The 23,152-nt window shown below is 35.7% G+C and carries 16 protein-coding genes; 5 read left to right on the forward strand and 11 right to left on the reverse strand.

Annotated elements, in window-relative coordinates; all coding sequences use genetic code 11:
- Positions 1-82 precede the first annotated feature (82 nt).
- Entirely contained in the window at positions 83-490 is a 408-nt protein-coding gene (locus AR685_RS07500) for a type II 3-dehydroquinate dehydratase (RefSeq protein ID WP_059124194.1), read from the forward strand.
- Positions 491-515: 25 nt separating this feature from the next.
- The gene (locus AR685_RS07505) at positions 516-989 is read left to right on the forward strand and encodes a hypothetical protein (protein ID WP_059124195.1); all 474 of its coding nucleotides are present in this window, start codon (positions 516-518) and stop codon (positions 987-989) included.
- Positions 990-1,041: 52 nt separating this feature from the next.
- Here AR685_RS07505 and pckA read toward each other — a convergent pair whose 3' ends face one another.
- The 11 genes from pckA to rimP form a co-directional block, all read right to left on the reverse strand.
- On the reverse strand, positions 1,042-2,658 hold the full coding sequence (gene pckA, locus AR685_RS07510; protein ID WP_059124196.1) for a phosphoenolpyruvate carboxykinase (ATP): 1,617 nt from the start codon (positions 2,656-2,658) through the stop codon (positions 1,042-1,044).
- A gap of 130 nt (positions 2,659-2,788) precedes the next feature.
- Positions 2,789-3,691 (reverse strand): GYDIA family GHMP kinase, encoded by a 903-nt coding sequence (locus AR685_RS07515; protein WP_059124197.1) that lies wholly within the window; start codon positions 3,689-3,691, stop codon positions 2,789-2,791.
- An 11-nt stretch (positions 3,692-3,702) separates the two neighbouring features.
- Entirely contained in the window at positions 3,703-4,578 is an 876-nt protein-coding gene (gene fabD / locus AR685_RS07520) for an ACP S-malonyltransferase (RefSeq protein WP_047442299.1), read from the reverse strand.
- A gap of 60 nt (positions 4,579-4,638) precedes the next feature.
- The gene (locus tag AR685_RS07525) at positions 4,639-6,363 is read right to left on the reverse strand and encodes a LysM peptidoglycan-binding domain-containing protein (RefSeq protein WP_059124198.1); all 1,725 of its coding nucleotides are present in this window, start codon (positions 6,361-6,363) and stop codon (positions 4,639-4,641) included.
- 37 nt (positions 6,364-6,400) lie between these two features.
- Positions 6,401-7,987: a bacillithiol biosynthesis cysteine-adding enzyme BshC gene (gene bshC, locus AR685_RS07530; RefSeq protein WP_059124539.1), complete on the reverse strand. Its 1,587-nt coding sequence runs from the start codon at positions 7,985-7,987 to the stop codon at positions 6,401-6,403.
- Positions 7,988-7,998: 11 nt separating this feature from the next.
- A complete protein-coding gene (locus tag AR685_RS07535) occupies positions 7,999-9,936 on the reverse strand; it encodes a putative porin (protein WP_059124540.1) in 1,938 nt (645 codons plus the stop codon).
- A 124-nt stretch (positions 9,937-10,060) separates the two neighbouring features.
- On the reverse strand, positions 10,061-11,497 hold the full coding sequence (locus tag AR685_RS07540) for a RagB/SusD family nutrient uptake outer membrane protein (protein ID WP_082671919.1): 1,437 nt from the start codon (positions 11,495-11,497) through the stop codon (positions 10,061-10,063).
- An 11-nt stretch (positions 11,498-11,508) separates the two neighbouring features.
- Positions 11,509-14,349 (reverse strand): SusC/RagA family TonB-linked outer membrane protein, encoded by a 2,841-nt coding sequence (locus AR685_RS07545; protein ID WP_059124200.1) that lies wholly within the window; start codon positions 14,347-14,349, stop codon positions 11,509-11,511.
- A gap of 292 nt (positions 14,350-14,641) precedes the next feature.
- A complete protein-coding gene (gene infB / locus AR685_RS07550) occupies positions 14,642-17,626 on the reverse strand; it encodes a translation initiation factor IF-2 (RefSeq protein WP_047442301.1) in 2,985 nt (994 codons plus the stop codon).
- A 77-nt stretch (positions 17,627-17,703) separates the two neighbouring features.
- Complete coding sequence (gene nusA, locus AR685_RS07555; RefSeq protein WP_047442302.1) at positions 17,704-18,939, reverse strand: transcription termination factor NusA; 1,236 nt, start codon at positions 18,937-18,939, stop codon at positions 17,704-17,706.
- A gap of 18 nt (positions 18,940-18,957) precedes the next feature.
- Positions 18,958-19,425 (reverse strand): ribosome assembly cofactor RimP, encoded by a 468-nt coding sequence (gene rimP, locus AR685_RS07560; RefSeq protein WP_059124201.1) that lies wholly within the window; start codon positions 19,423-19,425, stop codon positions 18,958-18,960.
- Positions 19,426-19,713: 288 nt separating this feature from the next.
- Between rimP and AR685_RS07565 the strand changes: the two genes are divergently transcribed.
- From AR685_RS07565 to rfbA, 3 genes are all read left to right on the forward strand, one after another.
- Positions 19,714-21,042: a UDP-glucose dehydrogenase family protein gene (locus AR685_RS07565; RefSeq protein WP_047442313.1), complete on the forward strand. Its 1,329-nt coding sequence runs from the start codon at positions 19,714-19,716 to the stop codon at positions 21,040-21,042.
- 107 nt (positions 21,043-21,149) lie between these two features.
- On the forward strand, positions 21,150-22,229 hold the full coding sequence (gene rfbB / locus AR685_RS07570) for a dTDP-glucose 4,6-dehydratase (RefSeq protein ID WP_059124202.1): 1,080 nt from the start codon (positions 21,150-21,152) through the stop codon (positions 22,227-22,229).
- A gap of 17 nt (positions 22,230-22,246) precedes the next feature.
- Positions 22,247-23,107, forward strand: coding sequence for a glucose-1-phosphate thymidylyltransferase RfbA (gene rfbA / locus AR685_RS07575; RefSeq protein ID WP_059124203.1), 861 nt, complete (start codon positions 22,247-22,249; stop codon positions 23,105-23,107).
- Positions 23,108-23,152 lie beyond the last annotated feature (45 nt).

Raw genomic sequence — 23,152 nt, forward strand, 5'->3', positions numbered from 1 at the left:
GATTTAAAATTATAAGTTAGTGAAAAACCTTCAGACTTCACATTTTTAAGCTTAAAACAAAAAGAATTCTTACTTTTATACTATGAAAGTTTTAATCATCAACGGTCCGAATCTAAATCTTCTAGGTACAAGAGAACCTGAAATCTATGGAACCATTTCCATGGAATCTTATTTAGAAAACTTAAAGTCTGACTTTACTTCTCACGAGCTGAATTATTATCAGTCAAACATTGAAGGTGAATTGATTAACAGACTTCAGGAAGATAATTTTGATGCGGTTGTGATTAATCCGGGAGCTTTCACTCATTATTCTTATGCGATTGCAGATTGCTTAAAAAATATTCAGAAGCCTAAAGTGGAAGTTCATATCAGCAATATTTACAAAAGAGAAGAATTTCGTCAGAAGTCTGTAACCGCTGCCTGTACTGATGCTGTTTTGTCAGGTTTTGGAATGGAAGGTTATCGGCTAGCGATTTTGAGTTTAAAATAGCTTTTTCTACTACTAAAATATCTAATTGAAAAAAAATATTTTCAAATATATTTTTATCAAAGTGATTATTCTTGGAATCATCATACCCTACATTGACTACTTTGTTGTAATTCAAATGTTCTTCTTACTAATCCCTTTCGCAGGCATATCGTTATGCTCTTTTGTGCTTTTTATTTTTAATTTCATAAAATATAAAAAGGCGGTGTTTAATCTTACATCCACAAAAATTATCACTTTACTTCCTCTTTTTCTATTAATGCAGACGATTTCGACTTTTATTGTTGATAAGGTTCAGAAGTTCAGGTCAGAGCAAATTATTTTTAGTCTTGAAAATAATAAAAAATCTTATCCGAATGAATTGTCTACAGCTTATGGAATAAAATATAACAGATTCAAAGATTCAAATAACTTTAATCTTGAATATGAAAGAGGTTTTTTTGTACGAGAAGTGTATGACAGTCAAAAAAAATCTTGGGAAAGCTATGGATGGAATGACTAAAATTTTAATAAAATAAAAAAGCCTCATCAATCGATGAGGCTCTTCACTATTTCTAAATGGTCTGTTCCTGCAATTGAGGACCAGAGGCAATCAGCTCTTTGGCTTCGTCATTACCGCAGTACTGCTCGAAGTTTTTGATATATTTTGCAGCAAGATCTTTTGCTTTTTCTTCCCATTCTGCTACGTCATTGTAAGTATCTCTTGGGTCTAAAATACCTTCAGAAACATTCGGCAATGAAGTTGGAATTTCCAGATTCATTACTGGAATAGTTGTCTTTTCAGCATTTTCTATTGATCCATCGATGATAGAGTCAATAATTGCTCTCGTATCTTTTAAAGAAATTCTTTTACCTGTACCGTTCCATCCAGTGTTTACTAAATAAGCTTTTGCACCATGTTCTTTCATTTTTCCAATCAATGTTTTAGAATACATGGTTGGATGCAATGTTAAAAATGCTTCACCAAATGCAGGAGAGAACGATGGTTCAGGTTCTGTGATTCCTCTTTCCGTTCCTGCTAATTTTGAAGTATAACCACAAAGGAAATGGTATTGAGCCTGGTTTTCATCTAAAATAGAAACCGGAGGCAAAACTCCGAAAGCATCCGCCGAAAGATAAACAATCTTGCTTGCATGACCTGCTTTAGAAGGTAAAACGATTTTATTAATATGATAAATCGGGTAAGAAACTCTCGTATTTTCTGTGATTGAACCGTCTTTGTAATCAGCAATTCCGTCATTCACCACAACGTTTTCCAGAAGTGCATCTCTTTTAATGGCTCTGAAAATATCCGGTTCTTTTTCTGCTGACAAATCGATTACTTTAGCATAACATCCGCCCTCATAGTTGAAAACTCCATTGTTATCCCAACCGTGCTCGTCGTCACCTATTAAATATCTTTTAGGATCTGCAGACAAAGTTGTTTTTCCTGTTCCTGAAAGTCCAAAGAATAACGCTACATCTCCTTCTTCACCAACGTTTGCAGAACAGTGCATCGATGCCATCCCTTTCAGTGGAAGGTAATAATTCATCATGGCAAACATTCCTTTCTTCATTTCCCCACCGTACCATGTACCACCAATGATCTGTAATTTCTCGGTAAGATTGAACATTACGAAGTTTTCGGAATTTAATTCCTGCTCCTCCCAATTTGGGTTGGTCGTTTTCGAACCATTGATTACTGTAAAATCAGGTTCTCCGTAGTTTTCTAAATCGTAATGAGAGGGACGGATGAACATATTCGTAACAAAGTGCGCCTGCCACGCTACTTCAACAATAAATCTTACCTTAAGTCTTGTATCTTCATTGGTACCGCAAAATGTATCGACAACATAGATTTTTTTGGCACCGGAAAGTTGATTTAAAACTAAATCTTTACAAGATTCGAAAATTTCGGGAGTTGTAGGAAGGTTTACTTTGCCATCCCAGAAAATAGTATCTTTCGTAACATCATCCTGAACAATATATCTGTCTTTAGGTGAGCGGCCAGTGAAAATTCCTGTCTGCACAGATACTGCACCGGATTCTGTAAGTTCAGCTTTTTCAAATCCCTGATTTTCAGGTGACATTTCCGCTTGATATAACTCTTCATAGGAAGGATTATAAGTTAATTCATACTCTCCTTTAATCCCTAATTTTTGTAAATCCTGGATGATTCTAGCGTTTTTCATTTTACTTATATTTTCTTTTTACTTTTTTGTTCGTTCAGCAATTCATATTAACTAATTGTTAAACTTCGATAAATATAAACATATAAGCGAAAATGACAAATAAAAAACAGGTCTTCTAACCAACTGATTATTAATCAATTAAATCACTCCACTCAAAAACAGTAGTAAAACCTTTTCCCCAAAAATAGTCCTCAAAGCCTTCAAATTTGGCACTCATTACAAAATCACCGCCCCAAGCGCCCAAACTTTTGACAAATTTTGCACAATCTGCAAAAAAAACTGATTTAACTGTCGGAATTTCAATAAAATCAGAAATACGTTGCTCATGAATCATCATTAAGTCAGAAAAATTATCTAATTCGTCACACAATAAAATATTTCTTGTGAGATCAGAAAATTCGTCGACCAAATTTTGAGACTTTGTTTTAGACTTATAAAGATTGATTCCTTCCCGACTATCCTGTTTTTTGTTTAAGTGGATGAAAATCAGCTCATTCTTAAATTTCGGATTAAAATCGACCTTTTCAAAATGTATCTGAGGTTTGTTCTGGTAAAGGACAGCTGACTTAGCATGTGCAACAGCAATATCATAGCCACTTCCGCCTAAACTGACAGAATTTAAATGAAACGGATCAATCTCAGACCATTCTGCAAGATTGTTCATTAAGGTAGAGCTGCTTCCAAGGCCGTAATCGGCAGGAAACTGAAGATTTGTTTTTAAATAATAAGAATCTGTACTTTTAAATTTAATTTCAGAAAGACTCTGAACATTTTTGAGAGTTTTAAGAATAAACTCTGCGCTTGAAGTAATGTTGGTTTCAAGAATTCGCCAATGTTTATAATCAATGACCACTTTTAACCATAATTTGTTTTGATGATAGGCTTCCCAGAAAATTAGAGATTTTCCGTCATGCTTTTCTTCAAAAAAAAACTCTTGTCCTAGCTTGGTGGGTACCGCTAAGACAAGAGCTCCATCTACAGCGAAATATTCTGAAGTCAGCATCAGCTTTCCCGGTGAATAAATTTCGCCCATTTTTATTTAATTTAAATTGCGGAAGCCGATGTAACTTCGCTGTCAATTTTTTTAATTAATCCTTGTAAAGTCTTTCCAGGTCCTACTTCAATAAAGTTCGTAGCACCATCTTTGATCATATTCTGTACAGACTGTGTCCATTTTACAGGACCTGTTAACTGAGCAATAAGATTTGCTTTAATCTGATCTGGATCTGTAACGGCAGTTGTTGTAATATTCTGATAAACAGGAATCGTCGCTTTTCTGAATTTAGTATTTTCAATCGCAGCCGCCAATCTCTCCTGTGCAGGCTGCATCAGTGGTGAATGGAAAGCTCCGTTTACAGGCAATAATAGTGCTCTTTTTGCTCCTGCTTCTTTTAATTTAGCACAAGCTTCTTCAACAGCTACAGTTTCACCTGAAATCACCAACTGCCCAGGGCAATTGTAATTTGCAGGAACCACTACTCCGCTGATTGATGCGCAAATTTCTTCAACTTTAGCATCATCCAATCCTAAGATTGCTGCCATAGAGCTTGGATTGGCATCGCAGGCTGCCTGCATAGCTTTCGCTCTTTCAGAAACCAGTTTTAGGCCGTCGTCAAAAGATAAAACTCCATTCGCAACCAAAGCCGAAAATTCTCCTAAAGAATGTCCTGCAACCATCTCGGCTCCAAGACCGTTTACCGCCTTCAAAGCAGCAACCGAATGAATGAATATGGAAGGTTGGGTAACCTCCGTTTTTTTCAGATCCTCATCTGCACCATTAAACATAATGGACAAGATGTCGAATCCTAAAATTTCATTAGCAGATTCCATCAGGTCTTTAATGTCTTTACGGGAATCATATAACTCTTTTCCCATCCCTACAAACTGTGAACCCTGCCCAGGAAATACAAGTGCTTTCATTTATTGATTTAAAAAATTAATACAAATATATACTTTTAAAAGCTGAACTACTTTCAGCTTCTACGGAGTTAATCTTACTACTCTTAAGCCGGTATTGACGTAAGCACCGTTTGCTTTAGACTTTACAAATTCGAATTTTGTAGCAAGCTGAGTCTGCACTTTATTCATTTGTTTAAAGATTTCTCCTTTTTTATTTTCTCTTGTCAACATATCATTCATCACATCAAAACCAATCACGGCATATTTCCCCGGAGCTTTGCAGTATTTGGCTTTATAAGCTGCTAATATTTCTTTTTCAAAACTTCCTTCGGTATTGATCGTTCTATCCATCAGATAGACCAAACTTGCCTGGCTCAATTCATCTACTTTCTTTTCAAAACTTGGGACAGAATATAAACTGAATGCTTTCATTCCCTGAACTTCTTTTGAAAGCGCAATTATTCTGCTTGAGAAAGCTTCTCCCACAGAATCATTATCACTCGCCAAAATCGCTATCACCGGTGCAGACTGACCTGTCATCATATTTTTATCCAACTGAATGTCTGCAGCAGAATTGACAACAACGATATTAGCGTTTTTGACAGCTTTTCCAAGATTAGATTTAATATAGTCTGCATTTTCCTTTTTAGTATCTGCAACAATATAAATTTTCTGGTCAGAATATACAGTTTCTACTTCTTCAACGATTTTATCTGAATACGCTTGATCATTGGTTTCAACAATAATCAAATTGCTGTAGTTGTAGAGCTCTGCAGAATTTGCAAAAGGGGCAACTACAGGTATTTTCTGAGTTTTTGTGAAATCAAGCAAATCGATCACATTCGATTTGAAGAATGGTCCAACAATCAGATCCGTATTATTTGGATTAATCTGCGTTAGTGAACTTTTAAAAGAAGCTTCATTACCAGAATCAACAATTTTGATATCCAATTTCTGTCCACTGGAGGCATTCCTTTGGATAGCTAATTTTGCTCCGGTAAGAAAATCCATTGCCATTGCTCTGTATTGCGTTTCATTGGTGCTGTACCCGAAAGGAAGCATTAAAACCACACTCAAGGCATCACCATTTTTCTTCGTATATGCTGCGTCTAATTTCTTTATTTTAAGAATCATTCCGGTTTTCAAACCTTTTGCCAAATCAGGATTTAAAGCAATTAGTTCGTCGATGGTAACTCCAAATTTATTAACGATTGAAAAAACGGTATCACCCTGCTCGACCGTATAGGTTGCATACTCATCCTGATTTGAAGATGTATGAACCATTGTAGATTTTTCGTTCCCAGAATCTATTTTGGTTTTTGTATTCTTTGGCTGTACCGCTTCTACAGGAACTTCTACAGATTTTGTTGTCACAACAGCAGCCTGAGTACCTCCATATTTTTTAATACTTTGAAGAGGCAAGGTAATCTCATCACCAATTTTCATGTGAGAATCCAAATCAGGATTCAATTTTCTTAAATCTGTCTCAGAGATTTTGTATTGTTTTGTAATACCGTAAATGGTTTGTTTCGGCTGAAGGTAGATTTTTCCTGTTTGCGATGATGGAGCAGATGGAGAACTTATCTTTGAAACCCCAGAATTTCCGGCTTTCACATGAAGAACATCTCCAATTGCGAGTTTTCCATCTTTTACTTTTGGATTAAGTTTAAGCAACTCATCAATAGTAATTCCATATTTCTTTGAAATATTGTACGGATTATCACCTTTTACAACCGTGTGTGTTTTCTGAGCAGAAACGCTCAAAACCAGACATAAACCAGACAGTAAAAAAAACCTCTTAATCATTTTCGATATTATAATGTACAAAAATACTTCTTTAAAATTAAATGGCAACAATTATTAATTTTGATTGTTCCACTTCCATTTCCTCTAAGCAAGACTCAAGCCATAGGTAGCCATAATCAGCAAAAAAAACTGAAAAATTAAAAATCCTTTCCTGCCATGTTTTTGCCGGATGAACATCTAAAAATAACATTTCTAACCTTTCCAGCAATTCATTCTGCTTAATTTTTTCTGCGTGTAAAAGTCTTTTTTTAAGTCTAGCAAAAGATTTTAACTGACGGACTTCTTCGGCCTTCACCATATTTCCAAAAGATTTTTCGGTGGTTTCGGCTAAACTTTTTAATTCTGAAAAGCTATTAACCAAACTTTCCTCTTTCTCCTCGAGACTTTCAAGAATAGAGTTATTTTCTAAAATCTTGCTGTTCGTAATTTTTGTGAAATTCTGAAAAAAATCATCAATCTTTAACTCCAGTTTATCAATTTTGCCTAACGTTTTCTCTTTAATAAAAAGCATTGAATTCCTTGGAGTTAAAATCGGGAAAGGAACATTGACTCTTGTAAAATAATCTTTCAGCTCCAGCCAATACATAATTTCAGCATTTCCACCTATATATGCTAAATTGGGTAGAATTTTCTCTTGATAAATCGGGCGCATCAATGCATTCGGACTGAATTTTTCGGGAAAGTTTTCTAATTCAGATAAAATTTCTTCCTTCGTCAATTTTTTATCAGTATCGACAATGACATAATTTTCGCCGTCGAAATCTATTCTGTTTCTGGTTTCCGTAAGATAAAACAAATTGATTTCCCTCGGATTCACCTGAACTTTCCCATATTTTCCCGTTAGAAAACCAACTTTTTCTTTTGATGCTTCATAGAGGCTGAAGTTTATCAGTTCGTCCTTAAAAATGTCTTTGATCTGATTTTTTAATTCTTTAGAATCTCCATCAAGAATCAACAACCCAAATTCAGAAAATAATCTGTTGACTAAAATTTGAATAGCCTCGGTCAAAGTATTACCAACTTTGTATGCCTCTTTTAGTATTAAAATCAATTCTGTTCCGAAAATAGAATCTTTAAATTCTTTTTCAAATTCAGAAATGAAAAAAGTATCACTTATTTTTATTCTGCCTACAGCTCCGCCTGATTTCTCGTTGATTTCGTAGAAATTATTTTCAGTTTTAAAATGATTGATTTCGGCAAAATCATGATCTTCCGAAGCCATCCAGTAAACGGGAACAAAATTAAAGTCAGAAAATTTTTCTTTAAGATATGAACATGTTTTTATCGTCTGCAAAATTTTATAAACAAAAAAAACAGGTCCTGAAAAAAGATTCAACTGATGTCCTGTTGTGATTGTAAAAGTATTTTGAGACTTTAAACTGTCAATATTTTCTTTCTGTTTTGAAGAAAGACCAAGACCTGAAAGCTGATCTGCAAATGCTTTACATATAATTTCTCTTTGAGAATTGTCAAAAGAATTTTGCTTCTGATAAATCTGCTGTGCAAAATTATCATCCGTAAACGTATTCTTTTCGAAACCTGTGATTTCGTGATTCAAAAAATCTTTGACCAATTGAGGAATACTCTCAATATTGGTAAATGCTATTTTATTGATTGTTTTCAACGTCATTGAATTTAGTTGAACAGATACCACACTATACCAATATTTAGTCTAAAATCGTAGACTGGATAATGTGGGAAAGCATAGGCTTTATTATATGAAATAAGAGTTCCCATCTGTTGTCCTTCGATAAAGAAGAACATTTTTTTGACCTTCATGTTGATATACAAATCGGCAATTGGCTGACCTCCGATCGAGAATGAATCAGCAGTTGGTAAAATATATTCATTGAGAATCGGGAAATATTCTCTTGAAGCAAATTTAGAAAAATAGTAGACTTTGATACCTGCCTGAATTTCCGCAGCATTTTTAAATGCTTGAGACTGAAAGAAAAAATTGGCTCTTCCAATAAATGAAGGCATTGGAAGAAGTTCTTTATTGCTTAAGGCACTCTGAAACTGAACTCTTGTATTTAGGTGAAATTTGCTAAAACTGAAAGTAGCATCACCACCAATTTGAGAAATATTTAGTGAGTTTTCGCTTTGGCGAGGTGCTGCTGAAGAATCAAAATAAGTATAATTATCTATTCTGAAATAGTTGGCAAACAGCTCAGACTTGAACCACTTCAAATTAATACTTCCGCCAATTTCTGTGACCGACTGATTCTTGGCATCCTGAAGATAGTAATTAAATCTTCTGTAAGCTGAAGAGTTTGCAAGATAGTTAAAAGAAGGATACACACTTTGGAAATTAACCTTTGCATTGACAAAATAATCTTTTATCGGTTCAAACTTCACGTTGTTTGTTGTCTTTAGATAATTCCCAAACTGACTTCCTTTTGAAAATTCTAAAAATGAGTTCAATTGAAATTTATCAAATAATTTGACCTGCAAATTACCAACAGCTCCCAATCTATTTTCTTTCAACTCTGCAGGAACATCCACAAGAGGTAAGTTGATTTCGTTCAAACCAAACTTCAGCATCTGGTATCGCACACCTGCATCTAACTTAAACTTTTCATTATCTAAAACCAAACTCACCGTATTGCTCAAATTATTAGAATATTTTCTTGTAGAAGGTGAAAAACCTGTAACAATTTCCGAAGCGGTTGTGTACCAATAATCTTCCACAGTACTTTGGTTGTAATAATACTTGTTCCCCTGATTGAAAAGGGTATGTCGTATTCTGAAAGGAAACTTCTCGGAATTGAAAGGGGTGAACTGATGACTTAAATAATATCGACGATACGAATATTGTGAACTCGATCCATCTAAATTGACCTGCGCATTCCATTTATTACTCTCACTGTTGCCAGATTGAAAGAGATCATCATCCACAATTCCTCCATTTTCCTGATTATTGACATTCTGATGAAGATAGTGTGCAAAAAGCTCGTAATTCCCACTTTTTGAAACGTAATGTCCGGAAAACAAAGTATTATTATTGGCTGCTAAGGAATTTCTATACATCCCCTGCGATCGCAAGCCCATATATTCTAAAGCAAAATTGAATCTCTTCCCGATATTTTGTGTGTAGGTAGATTGCAATGCTGCACCGTTTCTCATTGCGGTATGATAAATGAAAGTTGCAGTAGGTGTTTTTACATCATAATACCTAATTTCATCTGCTCCTAAAATACCATAAGATTTATTGGAGGGGAGCAAAGACAAATTTTGTTCAGCATCCAAATCGTAAGATAACGGATTAAATCCCGCACCAATATTGGCGAACTGCACTCTTCCAAAGTTATCTCGGTTATTATACTGTGAAAAAACATTGGTCTTATCAAAAGTCATCACTGTATCAAAGATTTTTTTTTCTGAATACTGAGTCTGGTATTGATAATCCTGAATCGTAGGTTTAAAAATTTTCAGAGAGTCTTTTTTACCAGAATCTATGACCACAGTATCAGACAGTTTCTTTTCCAATCGGTTGGAATCTGTTTTATTGACGATTACTTGGGCATTATAGAGTGATCCGAAGAAAAGTATGATGAGAAGAATGTATTTCATGTATTTTCTATTAAATAAAATCATGAATAAATTGATGATTTTATATCAGCAAAAATAAGAAATAAAAGGAAATAAAAAGAGACTACTTTACAGTAGTCTCTTAAAAAATAATCGGTTTAATTTATTAATTAGAATAACCAGGATTCTGTACAACTGGTGTTCCAGGCACATTTATTTCCGCTCTTGGGATTGGAAATGCCAATAGGTTAGTTCCTACAGGTCTTACAGTTCCGGCTACTCCAGCTGTCGATCTTTGAGTAATTGGCAAGCCTCTTCTCAACAAATCAAACATACCAAAGCCTTCACCTACGAATTCTTTTCTTTTTTCAAGATAAACATCATTAAGCGTCACTGTTGTTACTGGAACATATCCTGTAATTCTGTTTGACAAAATATTGTTATAGTATGTAACAGCTTTTGATGGAGTACCACCAGCTTGTAATTCAGCCTCAGCTCCATTTAATAAAGCTTCTTCATAACGAACTAACTTAATATTATCAAACGTATTAAAATATTTTCCATTTAAGACGAGTGCCGTTGAGATTCCAGATAATCTGATGTCATTGGCATTGTATGTCGTTCTAAGTCCCGTTAGAACTTTCATATTTCCATAACCACTCGTTGCAGGTAACAAAGTCGTTGCTGCTGCGTTTGTTAACAATTTATATGAAATCGATGTTGTTCCTAAGTCTCCTAAACCTCCAATTGCTAATTCAAACATAGAATTTTGCGCAGCATTACTACTTCTAAAACTACTTGCATAATCCCCACGTCCAATAACCAAGTACTTGTTAGATGCAACAATATCATTCACCAAAGTCCTAACTCTAGCAAAATCACCTTTATACAAATAATACCTAGACATCAAAGTCTTTACTGAAATGGTATTTAAAACAGTTTTATCAGCAAAATTATCTAATGACGGAGCCATTAAAGTGATTGCCATATCAAAGTCAGCCTCAATTTGAGCTCTAGTTTCTACAACACTTGCTCTTGCCTGTAAAGCTTCCGGATTATATTTCGTTGGGATAACGACACCTGTTGTTCCTCCAGCATATTCCTGACCATATAATCTTAATGCATCAAAAAATGCTAATGCTCTTGCAGCATAAGATTGACCTTTTAGATACTTTTCTTTGTTAGAAATTACAGTCGGATCAATGCTAGATTTCCAAGTCAGCGGAGTTGGAGAAGTATTGTTAATCACCAAATTTGCTAAAGCGACAGTTCTATACATTTGTGTATATGGTCCTGTTGCATAAGTATCATTTGAAAGCATAGAGAAATTGGCAACCGTATTATAATAACCACTAGCCTGATTAGTAAACATATTATCACTTCGGATTTCAGAAATCATCTGGAAGTCACATCCGTAATATGTTGCAGCTCTCATAGCATTATATTGTCCTCTAACAGTAGATTCCATTTCTTCAATTGACACCAATGGACGTTGCTCTATAGATTGAAAAAATTCAGTTTCTATAAAATCTTCGCTGCACGCAGTCATTGTAATACCTGCGGTTATAGTAAGAAACGCATATTTTAATATACTATTTTTCATTTTCATTTCATTTAAAATTGTAAGTTAAACCCTAAAGAATAAGTCTTTTGAATTGGTAAATTAAGGTTATTTGTTGTGTTAAGGTTATTTTCCGGATCGAATCTTAGTGTATCATCGTAAAGATGTGTCCAAATGTTATTACCCTGAACATACACTTCGAATCCATTCATCCCTGTACCTCTCAACTTATCTGCTGTAAATTTATACCCAATTTTTATATTACTCAATCTGAAATAATCAGTTTTTGATAAATATCTTGTTGAAATTCTGTTAGATAATGTTGTATTACCATAGATAGGCTTTGGATTTGCAGCTCCTGTATTGGTAGGTGTCCAAAAATCCAATTGATCTGTTGATCCAGCATAGTTATACGAGTATTGACCATCAGAAGAAGTGTAATTTGCCCAGTCATTAATAACTTTTCCTCCAAATCCAAATGTTGCTAAGGCATCTAAACTAAACCCCTTATATGAAACACGGGTATTGATACCACCATATTTTTTTGAAAAATTACTTCCCTGTACAGCTAGCTGAGCATTGTTGTAGTTCGACGTTGTTTCTCCATCAATACCGTTGACATACCATAACGCATTACCGTTTGCAGCGTCTACCCCTGCCCATTTTCTCATATAGTAAGTTCCAACACCTTCCCCTTCTCTTAATATTGTAGAACCTGAAATAATATCCTGTCCTCCATATAATTTTGTTATCTCATTTTCTAATGTGCTGAAATTACCTCCAAGTGACCAATAAAAATCATCTGTTTTGAAAATCTCACCATTAATAGCAAATTCGAATCCTTTATTCACCAATGATCCTATATTTTTATCCATTGACGCTAGCCCCTGAGATAATGATAGTGGTTGTGAGAATACTAAGTCAGTAGTCTCTTTGTTGTAGTATTCTGCAGTAAATGTCAATCTATTTTTAAATAGACCAGCATCAATACCTATGCTTAAAGGTTTTATAACCTCCCATTTCAAATTTGGATTATTAACCCCTCCATATGTTGCCGCTGCCAAGTCATTATAATTGGTTGTGAATGCTAACAGTGAATATGGACTACTTGTAATTTGGTTCCCCACTTTACCATAAGAAGCTCTTAACTTAAATAATGAGATTTGCTCTAGGTTTTGTACAAAATTGATCCTTGCAAGATCGACACCTATTCCATAAGAATAAAAATCACCCCATTTCTGACCAGGCTGGAAATTTGATAGTGCATCTCTTCTGTAAGAAGCATCTAATGTAATCAATCTGTCAAAATTATAGTTAATGGCAGCTGCATATCCAGTTCTAGAACTTCTTCCTCTTTCACCGAAAAAAGAAGCGGGTTTAACAAAATTTGTCAAACTTTCTAAAGTTGGCGATCCTACTGCTGTTGCACTTGCCCCAACAGCGTGATTTTGTCTTTGATAAGCTTCCTGAATTAATCTAACATCAAAATTATTCTTCTCACCTACCTGGAAATTATAACTTAATATATTCTGTAAGTTCCAGTTAAAAAATCTCTCTATAGACTCCGTTTTTCTACCATTAACCTGGAAACCATCCCCATGTACTGGATTTAAATAAGTTCCATTTTCTACATTCAGGAATTCACCTCCTAATACAAATCTATAGTTTAAATTTTTTAAAATTTTATAGTCGGCATTAACTGTTGCGAATACTCTGGAAGTTTCAGCTCTGTAATAATTATTTTCAGCTAAGTAAGCATTGTTGAATAAGTTATTGCTCAATCTACCTGCTGTACCCAAATTATAGCTACCATCAGCATTATAAGCAGCATCAGTTGGTCTAGCAAATAACTCAGTCAAAATAGGGTTAGCAAAAGCACCTCCGTTATTTAATGTATTTATTTTACTGTAGGCCAATTGAATGTCTGATCCGAATTTCAATCTGTCAGAAGCATCATAATTAACTTTGCTCGTAAAACCCATTCTTTTAAAATCTGAACCTTTGATTTCGCTTTCTTGTAAGAAATAATTTGCAGAGTTATAGTAAGTTACTTTATCATTCCCACCACTAACCGAGGCATTAATTGACTGTTGGAAGGCAGTTCTGCTCAAGGCTTTTCTCCAATCTGTATTATTGGAAGTAGTGTAAATATTTTGAAGATCAGCACCATATTTACCATTAGCTGAATTGCTTACAAATTGTTCAGGAGTAAGAGTAGCCGGTTCACCTAATGCTCCAGGATTATTAGCAAATGTATGTGACAACAAATATCTATACTGCTCGGTATTCAACCCCCTCTGTCCTTCGACAGCTCTTGAATTAGTTCCGTACTCAAAATTTACATTGATTTTCGGCTTACCTCTTTTTCCAGATTTTGTTGTAATGATAACAACTCCTGAACCAGCGTCGGCCCCATAAATTGCAGTTGAAGCAGCATCTTTCAAAACAGTCATACTTTCGATGTCTTCAGTATTCAAGTTGGCAAGAGCATTCGCCGTTATTGCACCTCTTGTCAAGTCCCCAGATGTTACTCTGATTCCATCAACGATATAAATAGGATTTACCCCACCGTTAACTGAAGAAATACCTCTTACTCTCACTGTTGCAAAACCTCCTGGTTGTCCTGAAGCATTCCCAGTTTGAACACCCGCTACTCTACCTTGAAACATCTTATCAATTGACGCTACAGGTACATTTTCTATCGCATCAGCCTTAATGGTACCAACTGCTCCTGTTAATTCCGATACAGTTTTCTTCTGCCCAAAACCAACCATTACAACCTCTTCTATTTGAGTTTCTTTTGCAGTAGTATCAGCAGGTTTGGATTGAGCAAACAGTGCTTGTCCTGTAAAAAACAAAACTCCAGCACTTAATACACGTAATTTCACATTCATATTAACAAATTTTAATATCTATTAGAAAGCAAATATGTTAATTAATTTTAACATTAACAAATTTTTAACAATAAAAATAGAAATAAAAATTATGTTATTATCAATAAAACAATAAAATGAATTGCAGAACCACACTATTACATCGTAATAAATTCAAAAAACATATTAATATCATAATTACATACTAACATTTAAGTATTTAATTATATTATACAATATATTATTTAGAATTAATTTAAAATAAAAGACCCACTTTAAATAAAGTGGGTCTTTTATTTTATAAATCTGAATTTTACTTCAATTTCTTCTTCACAGCAACTTCTTCGTATACTTCAAGAATGTCATTCTGTTCAATATCGTTATAACCTTTTAGGTTTAGTCCGCATTCGTAGCCTTTTGTAACTTCTCTTACATCGTCTTTGAAACGTTTTAAACTTTCAAGTTCACCATCAAATTTCACAATACCGTCTCTTAGCAATCTTACTTTCGACTGTCTTGTTACTTTCCCGGTAAGAACCATACAACCTGCAATGGTACCGATCTTCGAAATCTTGAAGACTTCACGGATCTCTACATTACCGATCACCTGCTCCTGAATCTCTGGAGAAAGCATTCCCTCCATCGCTTCTTTCACCTCATCAATAGCTTTATAGATAATAGAATATGTTCTGATTTCGATTTCTTCACGATCTGCAAGCTCTTTTGCATTAGCACCGGCTCTTACGTTGAATCCGATAATAATCGCATCTGATGCCGCAGCTAAGTTGATATCAGATTCTGTAATCTGTCCTACACCTGAGTGAAGAATGTTTACACTAATTTCTTCTGTTGACAATCTCTGTAACTGATCAGAAAGTGCTTCTACTGAACCATCCACGTCACCTTTCAAGATAATATTCAATTCTTTGAATTCTCCTAAAGCGATACGTCTACCCAATTCTTCAAGTGTCGTATGTTTTTTGGTTCTGATAGAAAGTTCTCTTTGTAATTGCTCTCTCTTATTTGCGATTGCTTTACCTTCACTTTCGTCAGCATAAACTCTGAATTTATCACCCGCTGTCGGCGCTCCGTCAAGACCTAAGATCGTTGCCGGAATTGAAGGACCTGCTTCTTCAAGGTTTTTCCCTCTTTCGTCTAGTAAAGCTTTTACTTTACCATGGTTTTTACCTGCTACTACATAATCTCCAACTCTTAAAGTTCCAGTTTGCACCAACATTGTTGCTACATATCCTCTACCTTTATCTAATGAAGCTTCAATGACAACACCTTGTGCAGCACGATTAGGATTTGCTTTCAGTTCAAGCATCTCTGCCTGCAGTAATACTTTCTCTAAAAGGACATCCATATTGTTACCCATTTTAGCAGAAATTTCCTGTGCCTGAACATTTCCACCCCATTCTTCAACAAGAATATTCATTCCTGAAAGTTGCTGACGGATGTTATCTGGGTTTGCATTCGGCTTATCAACCTTGTTGATTGCGATAATCATTGGTACGCCTGCAGCCTGTGCGTGAGAAATTGCTTCTTTTGTTTGAGGCATCACGTCATCGTCGGCAGCGATTACGATAATTGCAATATCGGTAACCTGTGCACCTCTTGCTCTCATGGCGGTAAAGGCTTCGTGACCTGGTGTATCTAAGAATGTAATTCTCTGACCATTTTCCAGTTTAACATTGTATGCACCGATATGCTGCGTAATACCTCCAGATTCACCAGCGATAACGTTGGTTTTTCTGATGTAATCCAATAATGAAGTTTTACCATGGTCAACGTGACCCATTACCGTTACAATCGGAGCTCTTGAAACAAGGCTTTCTTCTGTATCGATATCATCTTCTGAATCTGCTTCTTCAAGATCAGCATCAGAGAATTCAATTTTAAATCCGAATTCATCGGCTACTAATAATAAAGTATCAGCTTCCAATCTCTGGTTCATTGTCACCATTACTCCAAGAGAGAAACAAGCAGAAATTACTTCAGTTGCACTTACATCCATCAAACTTGCCAGTTCTCCGACCGTGATAAATTCTGTAACTTTTAGTGAAGTATCTCTTGCATCAGCTTCCTGCTGACGCTCATCCTGTTCTCTACGGTACGATCTTTTATCTTTTCTGTGTTTAGCAGATTTAGATTTACCACCTTTATTGGTTAGTTTTTCAAGAGTTTCCTTGATTTGGTTTTTAACTTGCTCGTCAGTTAGTTCGACAGGCATCGTTCTTTGACCAGGTCTGTTATTGTTTCCAAAACGGTTTCCACCACCTTGTCCACCTGGACGGTTTGCTCCACCTTGTCCTGGGGGACGGTTTCCACCTGGACCACCCGGACGGTTTTGTCCACCTTGTCCTGGAGGTCTGTTCCCTTGAGGACCACCCTGTCCTGGAGGACGGTTTCCACCAGGGCCATTCTGACCTTGAGGGCGGTTTTGTCCGCCTTGATTATTTCCACCTTGCTGATTCCCCGTATTCTGGTTTGGCCCGCCTGGCTTTTCAATTCTCTTTCTTTTCTTCTTGGCTGCATTTGGCTTAGGCGCAAACTGTGTCAAGTCGATTTTTTCACCAACGATTTTTGGACCATCCAATTTTTGATAAACCGTTTCAATCTTCTGAGACTCTTGCGGCTCTTCTGCTACAGGTTCTGGTTTTTTCTCTTCCACTTTCTCAATTGGTTTCTCAACTGGCTTAGGTGTTTCCTTTATAGGCTCAGCTGCTTTTGGCTGTGCTTTTACCTCTTCCACTTTAGGCTTATCTTTTTTGGCAGGTCTGTTTCTATTTCCCTCAATCTGAGACAAATCGATTTTATCCAACACTTTAAACTCCTGCTTTTCTGGTGTTGGTTTAGTTTCAGAAACCACTTTTGGTTCTTCCTTTACAGGTTCTTTCACTTCTTCTACGACCTCTTTCTTCTCCTCAACAGGAGCTGGTGCTGGTGCCGGAGCAGGAGTTTCTTCCACCGTTTCAGGTTTTTTAGGCTCTAAATCAATTTTACCTAAAATTCTGGTTTCTGGTTTATTAGCTTTAGCTCTTATTACTTCAGGGGTTTTCTTTTCTTCGATTTCCAGTTTTTCTTCAGGAACCTTAGAAATAACCACCTCATGGGAAGCCTTACGCTGCTCGCCGTCTTTGGCAAACTCAGCTTCCAATGCAGAATATGCCGCCTCTTCTAATTGAGCGTTAGGATTATTTTCAACCACGATATCTTTAGACTGTAAAAATTCTACCAGTCTCGACATCGATATGTTGAATTCCTTAACCGCTTTATTTAATCTTATTTTTGGCATCTATATTATTTACTGTTTTTTTTAATTTTTAAAATTAAAGTATTCTTTTTACTGTTTATTAAAATCTATATTAAATTTTAATCTTCAAATTCTGCTCTCAGGATACTCTTCACATCATCAATTGTCTCCTCTTCCAAGTCAACCATCTTCAGCAAGCTTTCTGTATCTTTATCAAGAACTGATTTTGCAGTCGTAAGACCTACTTTCTTAAACTCATCCAAAATCCACTGCTCGATATCGTCATTGAATTCTCTCAAGTCAACGTCATCATCTTCGCTAGCCTCTCTGTATACGTCAATTTCGTAACCTGTCAACCATGAAGCCAATCTGATGTTTTGACCTTGCTTACCTATAACTTTAGAAATCTCTTCAACAGGAGTATATACCATAGCATAATTGGTTTCCTCGTTGATCTCAATTTTATTGATGGTAACATTTCCTAAAGCTCTCTTCACCAATATTTCAGGGTTTTTTGACCACTGAATTACATCTATATTTTCGTTTCTTAATTCTCTTACCACTCCGTGGATTCTAGAACCTTTTACTCCGACACACGCTCCAACCGGATCTATTCTGTCATCGTAAGCGTCTACAGCAATCTTCGCTTTCTCTCCAGGAATTCTTACTGCTTTTTTAAGAATAATGGTTCCGTCCTGAATTTCAGGGATTTCTAATTCCAATAATTTCTCTAGGAATTTCGGAGCTGTTCTTGAAATGATAATCTGCGGTTTAGATCCTTTAAAGTCTACTGACTCTACAATAGCTCTAATATTTTCTCCTTTTTTGAAGAAGTCAGCAGAAATCTGATTTTCTTTTGGCAAGATAAATTCATTATCCTCATCATCTAATAAGATGACATGCTTATGACGAATGTGGTGAATTTCTCCAGTTACAATTTCACCGATTTTATCTTTAAACTGCTCATAAAGCATCGCATTGTTATGCTCCTGCAATTTCGTAGCCAAGATTTGCTTCAGCGTAAGAATATTTCTTCTCCCCAACTGAGCCACCGGAATTTCCATTGTAAAATCTTCACCTACTTCGAAAGTCGGGTCGATTTTCTTTGCTTCAGTGATTTCAATTTCCAAATCATCATCTTCAGACATCTCATCTTCAACGATAGTTTTATTTAAGAAAATTTGAAAATCACCCTTATCAGGGTTTACAATGACATCAAAATGATCATCAGAATCAAATCTTTTTCTCAAAAGAGTTTTTAGAGAATCTTCAATAATTGCCATCAGATCGATTTTACTGATCCCTTTTTCGTCTTTAAAATCACCAAAGGATTCAATCAACGCTATATTATCCATTTATCTTTTTTTCTTTAATTAAAATTTAACTACTACCAACGCTTTCTTGATCTCAGAGTACAAAATTTCTTTTTCCTCTTCTACGTCTACTTTACCTTTACCTATATCTTTAGGTTTTCGGTAGCGAAGAATCAACGTGATTTTTTCTTCATCTACTTTAGCCAATTCACCTTCTATGGTTGTAGAATCGGCAAGCATTACTTCGATTTCCCTTCCGATATTTTTATTAAACTGTCGCGGAGTCGCCAAAGGCTCACTCAACCCAGCTGACATAACCTGAAGACTGAAATCATGTTCATCGCGATCTGCATTGAATTCTATGGCACGGCTCGCATCCAGACAATCCTGTAAAGTCACCCCGTTATCCCCATCTAAAATTACAGTAACATCATCTGCTGCAGAAATCTTTAAATCAATAAGAAATAAATCCTCTCTTGTCTCAAGGAAAGTACTTAATAATGTTTCAATATTTTTTCTAAACTCCATATATTTATTATCATGGTCTATCTGTACGAAAAAAGGCTTTCTTTCGAAGCCTTCTCATTTTTTCCGTAAATCTTATGCAAATATAAGACATTTTTATAAAACAAACAAATACTGTTCATAATCAATTAAATAAGAATTTAAAATTCAACCTGTTAAAAAACTAAAATCTGATCAAGCAACCCAGCCAACCGCACATTAATTAATCACCAGCGACAACTTATTACCTAAGTAAAAAACCATGAAAGTATTTTTAGTATTTTTGTGGAGAATTTTTTAAAAACATATATTTTGAATATTACAATAGTAGGAACAGGTTATGTAGGATTGGTGACAGGAACGACTCTTGCAGAACTTGGAAATTCTGTATACTGTGTTGATATCGATGAGAAGAAAGTAGCTCACATGAAGAATGGAATTGTGCCCATTTATGAGCCAAATCTTGAAGAAATGTTTCTTAGAAACATACAAGCAGAGAGACTTTTTTTTACCTCGAATTTAAAAGAAGCTTTAGATAAAAGTGAAGTGATTTATCTTGCATTACCCACACCTCCAGGTGAAGACGGTTCTGCAGATCTGTCATACGTTTTGAAAGTTGCTAATGACATCGGCGAAATGATGACGGAATATAAAGTTGTTGTTAATAAAAGCACAGTTCCTGTAGGAACTGCAGACAGAGTATCAGAGGTCATCGCTTCTAAAACTCAAATCCCATTTGATGTAGTTTCCAATCCTGAATTTTTGCGTGAAGGTTTTGCCGTTGAAGATTCTATGAATCCTGCGAGAGTGGTTGTGGGATCAAGCTCAGAAAAAGCGAAAGACATCATGGCTAAGATTTACCAACCATTTACCAATACGGGAATTCCTATTATTTTTATGGATGAGAAATCATCTGAATTGACAAAATATGCTTCTAACTCATTCTTAGCTGTAAAAATTACTTTCATGAATGAAATCGCCAACTATTGTGAAAAAGTAGGCGCCGATGTTGATAAAGTAAGACTAGGAATGGGAAGTGATGATAGAATTGGGAATAGATTTTTATTCCCTGGAATCGGTTATGGCGGAAGCTGTTTTCCGAAAGACGTGAAAGCCTTGATTAAGTCCGGAAAAGATGAAGATTTTAATTTCCAGATTTTGGAAGCTACAGAAAACGTTAATATCTCTCAAAAAGTAATTCTGGTTTCAGAAATTGAAAAATACTTTGGCGGAAACCTTGAAGGAAAAACAATTGCTGTTTGGGGACTTGCATTTAAAGCCAATACAGATGACATACGAGAAGCATCTTCTTTAGACAATATTAATATGCTATTAAAGAAAGGGGCAAAAGTTGTGGCTTACGACACTGTTGCTGAAAAAAACGTTCAGAAAATTCTTGGTGACAAAATAAAATATGCCAAAACCATGTATGAAGCATTGGAAAATGCAGATGCTTTATTTATAGCTACAGAATGGTCAGAATTTAAAAATCCGAACTTCAAACTGATGTCTGAGAAAATGAATAACAAAGTTATTTTTGACGGAAGAAACATGTACCCATTGGAAACCCCTGAACAGAATGGATTTTTCTACAAGTCAATTGGAAGGAAAACTGTTGGCGATTTGAAAGAGCCAAGGTAAAAGTAAAAAGAGAAAACAATAGGCCCACAAAGCTACTCAACAATAGTTGTCATAAGTGCCAACATTAAAGTAAAAGCCAAGAGTCAACTGCCAAAAGCATACAAAAAATGAAAAATATTATCATCACCGGCGGAGCGGGATTTATAGGTTCACACGTTGTAAGAGAATTTGTAAAAAATAATCCTGATTCTAAGATCATCAATCTTGATGCGTTGACTTATGCCGGGAATCTTGAAAATTTAAAAGATATCGAAAACGAACCTAACTATGTTTTCGAAAAAGCAGATATCACTAAACCTGAACAACTAAGAAAGGTTTTTGAAAAATACAATCCGGATGCAGTAGTTCATTTAGCGGCAGAAAGTCACGTTGACCGAAGCATTACAGACCCAAACGCATTCATCAACACCAACGTCAACGGAACGGCCAATCTTTTGAATTTATGCATCGAATTCTGGACATTAAATCCGGATCACACACACGGAAGATTTCCAGATGAGGCGAGAAAAAACTTATTTTACCACGTTTCTACAGATGAAGTTTATGGAAGTCTTGGAGAGACAGGATTTTTCCTAGAAACAACTCCCTACGATCCGCAATCACCTTATTCAGCAAGTAAAGCAGCATCTGACCATTTGGTGAGAGCCTATGGGAACACGTACGGAATGCCGTTTATTTTGTCAAACTGCTCCAATAATTACGGTCCCAATCATTTTCCGGAGAAGTTGATTCCGCTTTGTATTTCTAATATTATTAATGAAAAACCGCTGCCAATTTACGGTGACGGAAAATACACAAGAGACTGGTTGTTTGTGATCGATCACGCCAAAGCAATTTACCAGATTTTCAACGAATCTAAAACCGGACAAACCTACAACATCGGCGGTTTCAACGAGTGGCAGAACATTGATTTGGTGAAAGAATTAATTAAGCAGATGGATGAAAAGCTGGGAAATCCTGCAGGTTATTCAGAAAAACTGATTACGTACGTAAAAGACAGACCTGGTCATGACAAACGTTATGCAATTGATGCATCAAAACTGAATAAAGATTTGAGTTGGAAACCTTCTGTAACATTTGAACAAGGATTAGGAAAAACAATCGATTGGTTCCTAGAAAATAAAGAATGGCTGGAAAATGTGACTTCCGGAGAGTATCAGAAATATTACGACGGGCAGTATAATTAATACAAAACACCAAATTCATGAAAGGAATTATTTTAGCAGGCGGTTCGGGAACAAGATTATTCCCTCTTACAATTGCCGTAAGTAAGCAACTGATGCCGGTTTATGACAAGCCGATGATTTACTACCCGCTTTCAACATTGTTGTTGGCAGGAATTAAAGACATCTTGATCATCACAACCCCTCATGATCAGGCCGGATTTGTCAAACTTTTAGGAGACGGTTCACAAATAGGGTGTAATATAGAATATGTAGTTCAGCCAAGTCCCGATGGTCTTGCGCAGGCCTTTATTTTAGGAGACAAATTCATTGGTAATGATTCTGCAGCTTTGGTTTTGGGAGATAATATTTTCTACGGTTCTGAAATGGGAACTTTATTAAAAAACAAAACCAACCCTGATGGCGGTGTCGTTTTCGCTTATCACGTTGCAGATCCGGAAAGATATGGCGTGGTAGAATTTGACGATCAGTTTAAAGCTGTTTCTATTGAAGAGAAACCTACGCAGCCAAAATCAAATTATGCGGTTCCCGGATTATATTTTTATGATAATGAAGTGGTAGAAATCGCTAAAAATATTAAACCTTCCCCCAGAGGCGAATTGGAAATAACGGACATCAATAATGTTTATTTAAGTAAAGGTAAGCTTGAAGTTGGTGTTTTAGACCGTGGTACTGCCTGGCTTGATACCGGAACATTTGATTCTTTAAATGACGCTTCAGAATTTGTACGCGTGATTGAAAAAAGACAGGGTTTCAAAATTGGATGTATTGAAGAAATCGCTTTCAGAAACGGATTCATCAATGAAGAAAAACTCCTTGAAACTGCTTTGAAGTATGGTAAAAGCGGTTATGGAGAATATCTGAAGAAACTGATTAAATAAATTCTTTGAAACAATATTAAAAGCAAAGCTATTGACTATCCGTAG

Origin of the sequence: Chryseobacterium sp. JAH (assembly GCF_001507335.1) — a bacterium.
In the GTDB taxonomy this organism is placed as follows: Bacteria; Bacteroidota; Bacteroidia; order Flavobacteriales; family Weeksellaceae; genus Chryseobacterium.

Excerpts from the sequence above, each read along its gene's own strand:
- rimP (WP_059124201.1), bottom strand. The coding sequence starts at position 19,425 with ATGGAGTTTAGAAAAAATATTGAAACATTATTAAGTACTTTCCTTGAG.
- AR685_RS07540 (WP_082671919.1), bottom strand. The coding sequence starts at position 11,497 with ATGAAAAATAGTATATTAAAATATGCGTTTCTTACTATAACCGCAGGT.
- AR685_RS07515 (WP_059124197.1), bottom strand. The coding sequence starts at position 3,691 with ATGGGCGAAATTTATTCACCGGGAAAGCTGATGCTGACTTCAGAATAT.
- AR685_RS07525 (WP_059124198.1), bottom strand. The coding sequence starts at position 6,363 with ATGATTAAGAGGTTTTTTTTACTGTCTGGTTTATGTCTGGTTTTGAGC.
- pckA (WP_059124196.1), bottom strand. The coding sequence starts at position 2,658 with ATGAAAAACGCTAGAATCATCCAGGATTTACAAAAATTAGGGATTAAA.
- AR685_RS07545 (WP_059124200.1), bottom strand. The coding sequence starts at position 14,349 with ATGAATGTGAAATTACGTGTATTAAGTGCTGGAGTTTTGTTTTTTACA.
- rfbB (WP_059124202.1), top strand. The coding sequence starts at position 21,150 with ATGAAAAATATTATCATCACCGGCGGAGCGGGATTTATAGGTTCACAC.
- nusA (WP_047442302.1), bottom strand. The coding sequence starts at position 18,939 with ATGGATAATATAGCGTTGATTGAATCCTTTGGTGATTTTAAAGACGAA.
- rfbA (WP_059124203.1), top strand. The coding sequence starts at position 22,247 with ATGAAAGGAATTATTTTAGCAGGCGGTTCGGGAACAAGATTATTCCCT.
- infB (WP_047442301.1), bottom strand. The coding sequence starts at position 17,626 with ATGCCAAAAATAAGATTAAATAAAGCGGTTAAGGAATTCAACATATCG.
- fabD (WP_047442299.1), bottom strand. The coding sequence starts at position 4,578 with ATGAAAGCACTTGTATTTCCTGGGCAGGGTTCACAGTTTGTAGGGATG.
- AR685_RS07500 (WP_059124194.1), top strand. The coding sequence starts at position 83 with ATGAAAGTTTTAATCATCAACGGTCCGAATCTAAATCTTCTAGGTACA.
- AR685_RS07535 (WP_059124540.1), bottom strand. The coding sequence starts at position 9,936 with ATGAAATACATTCTTCTCATCATACTTTTCTTCGGATCACTCTATAAT.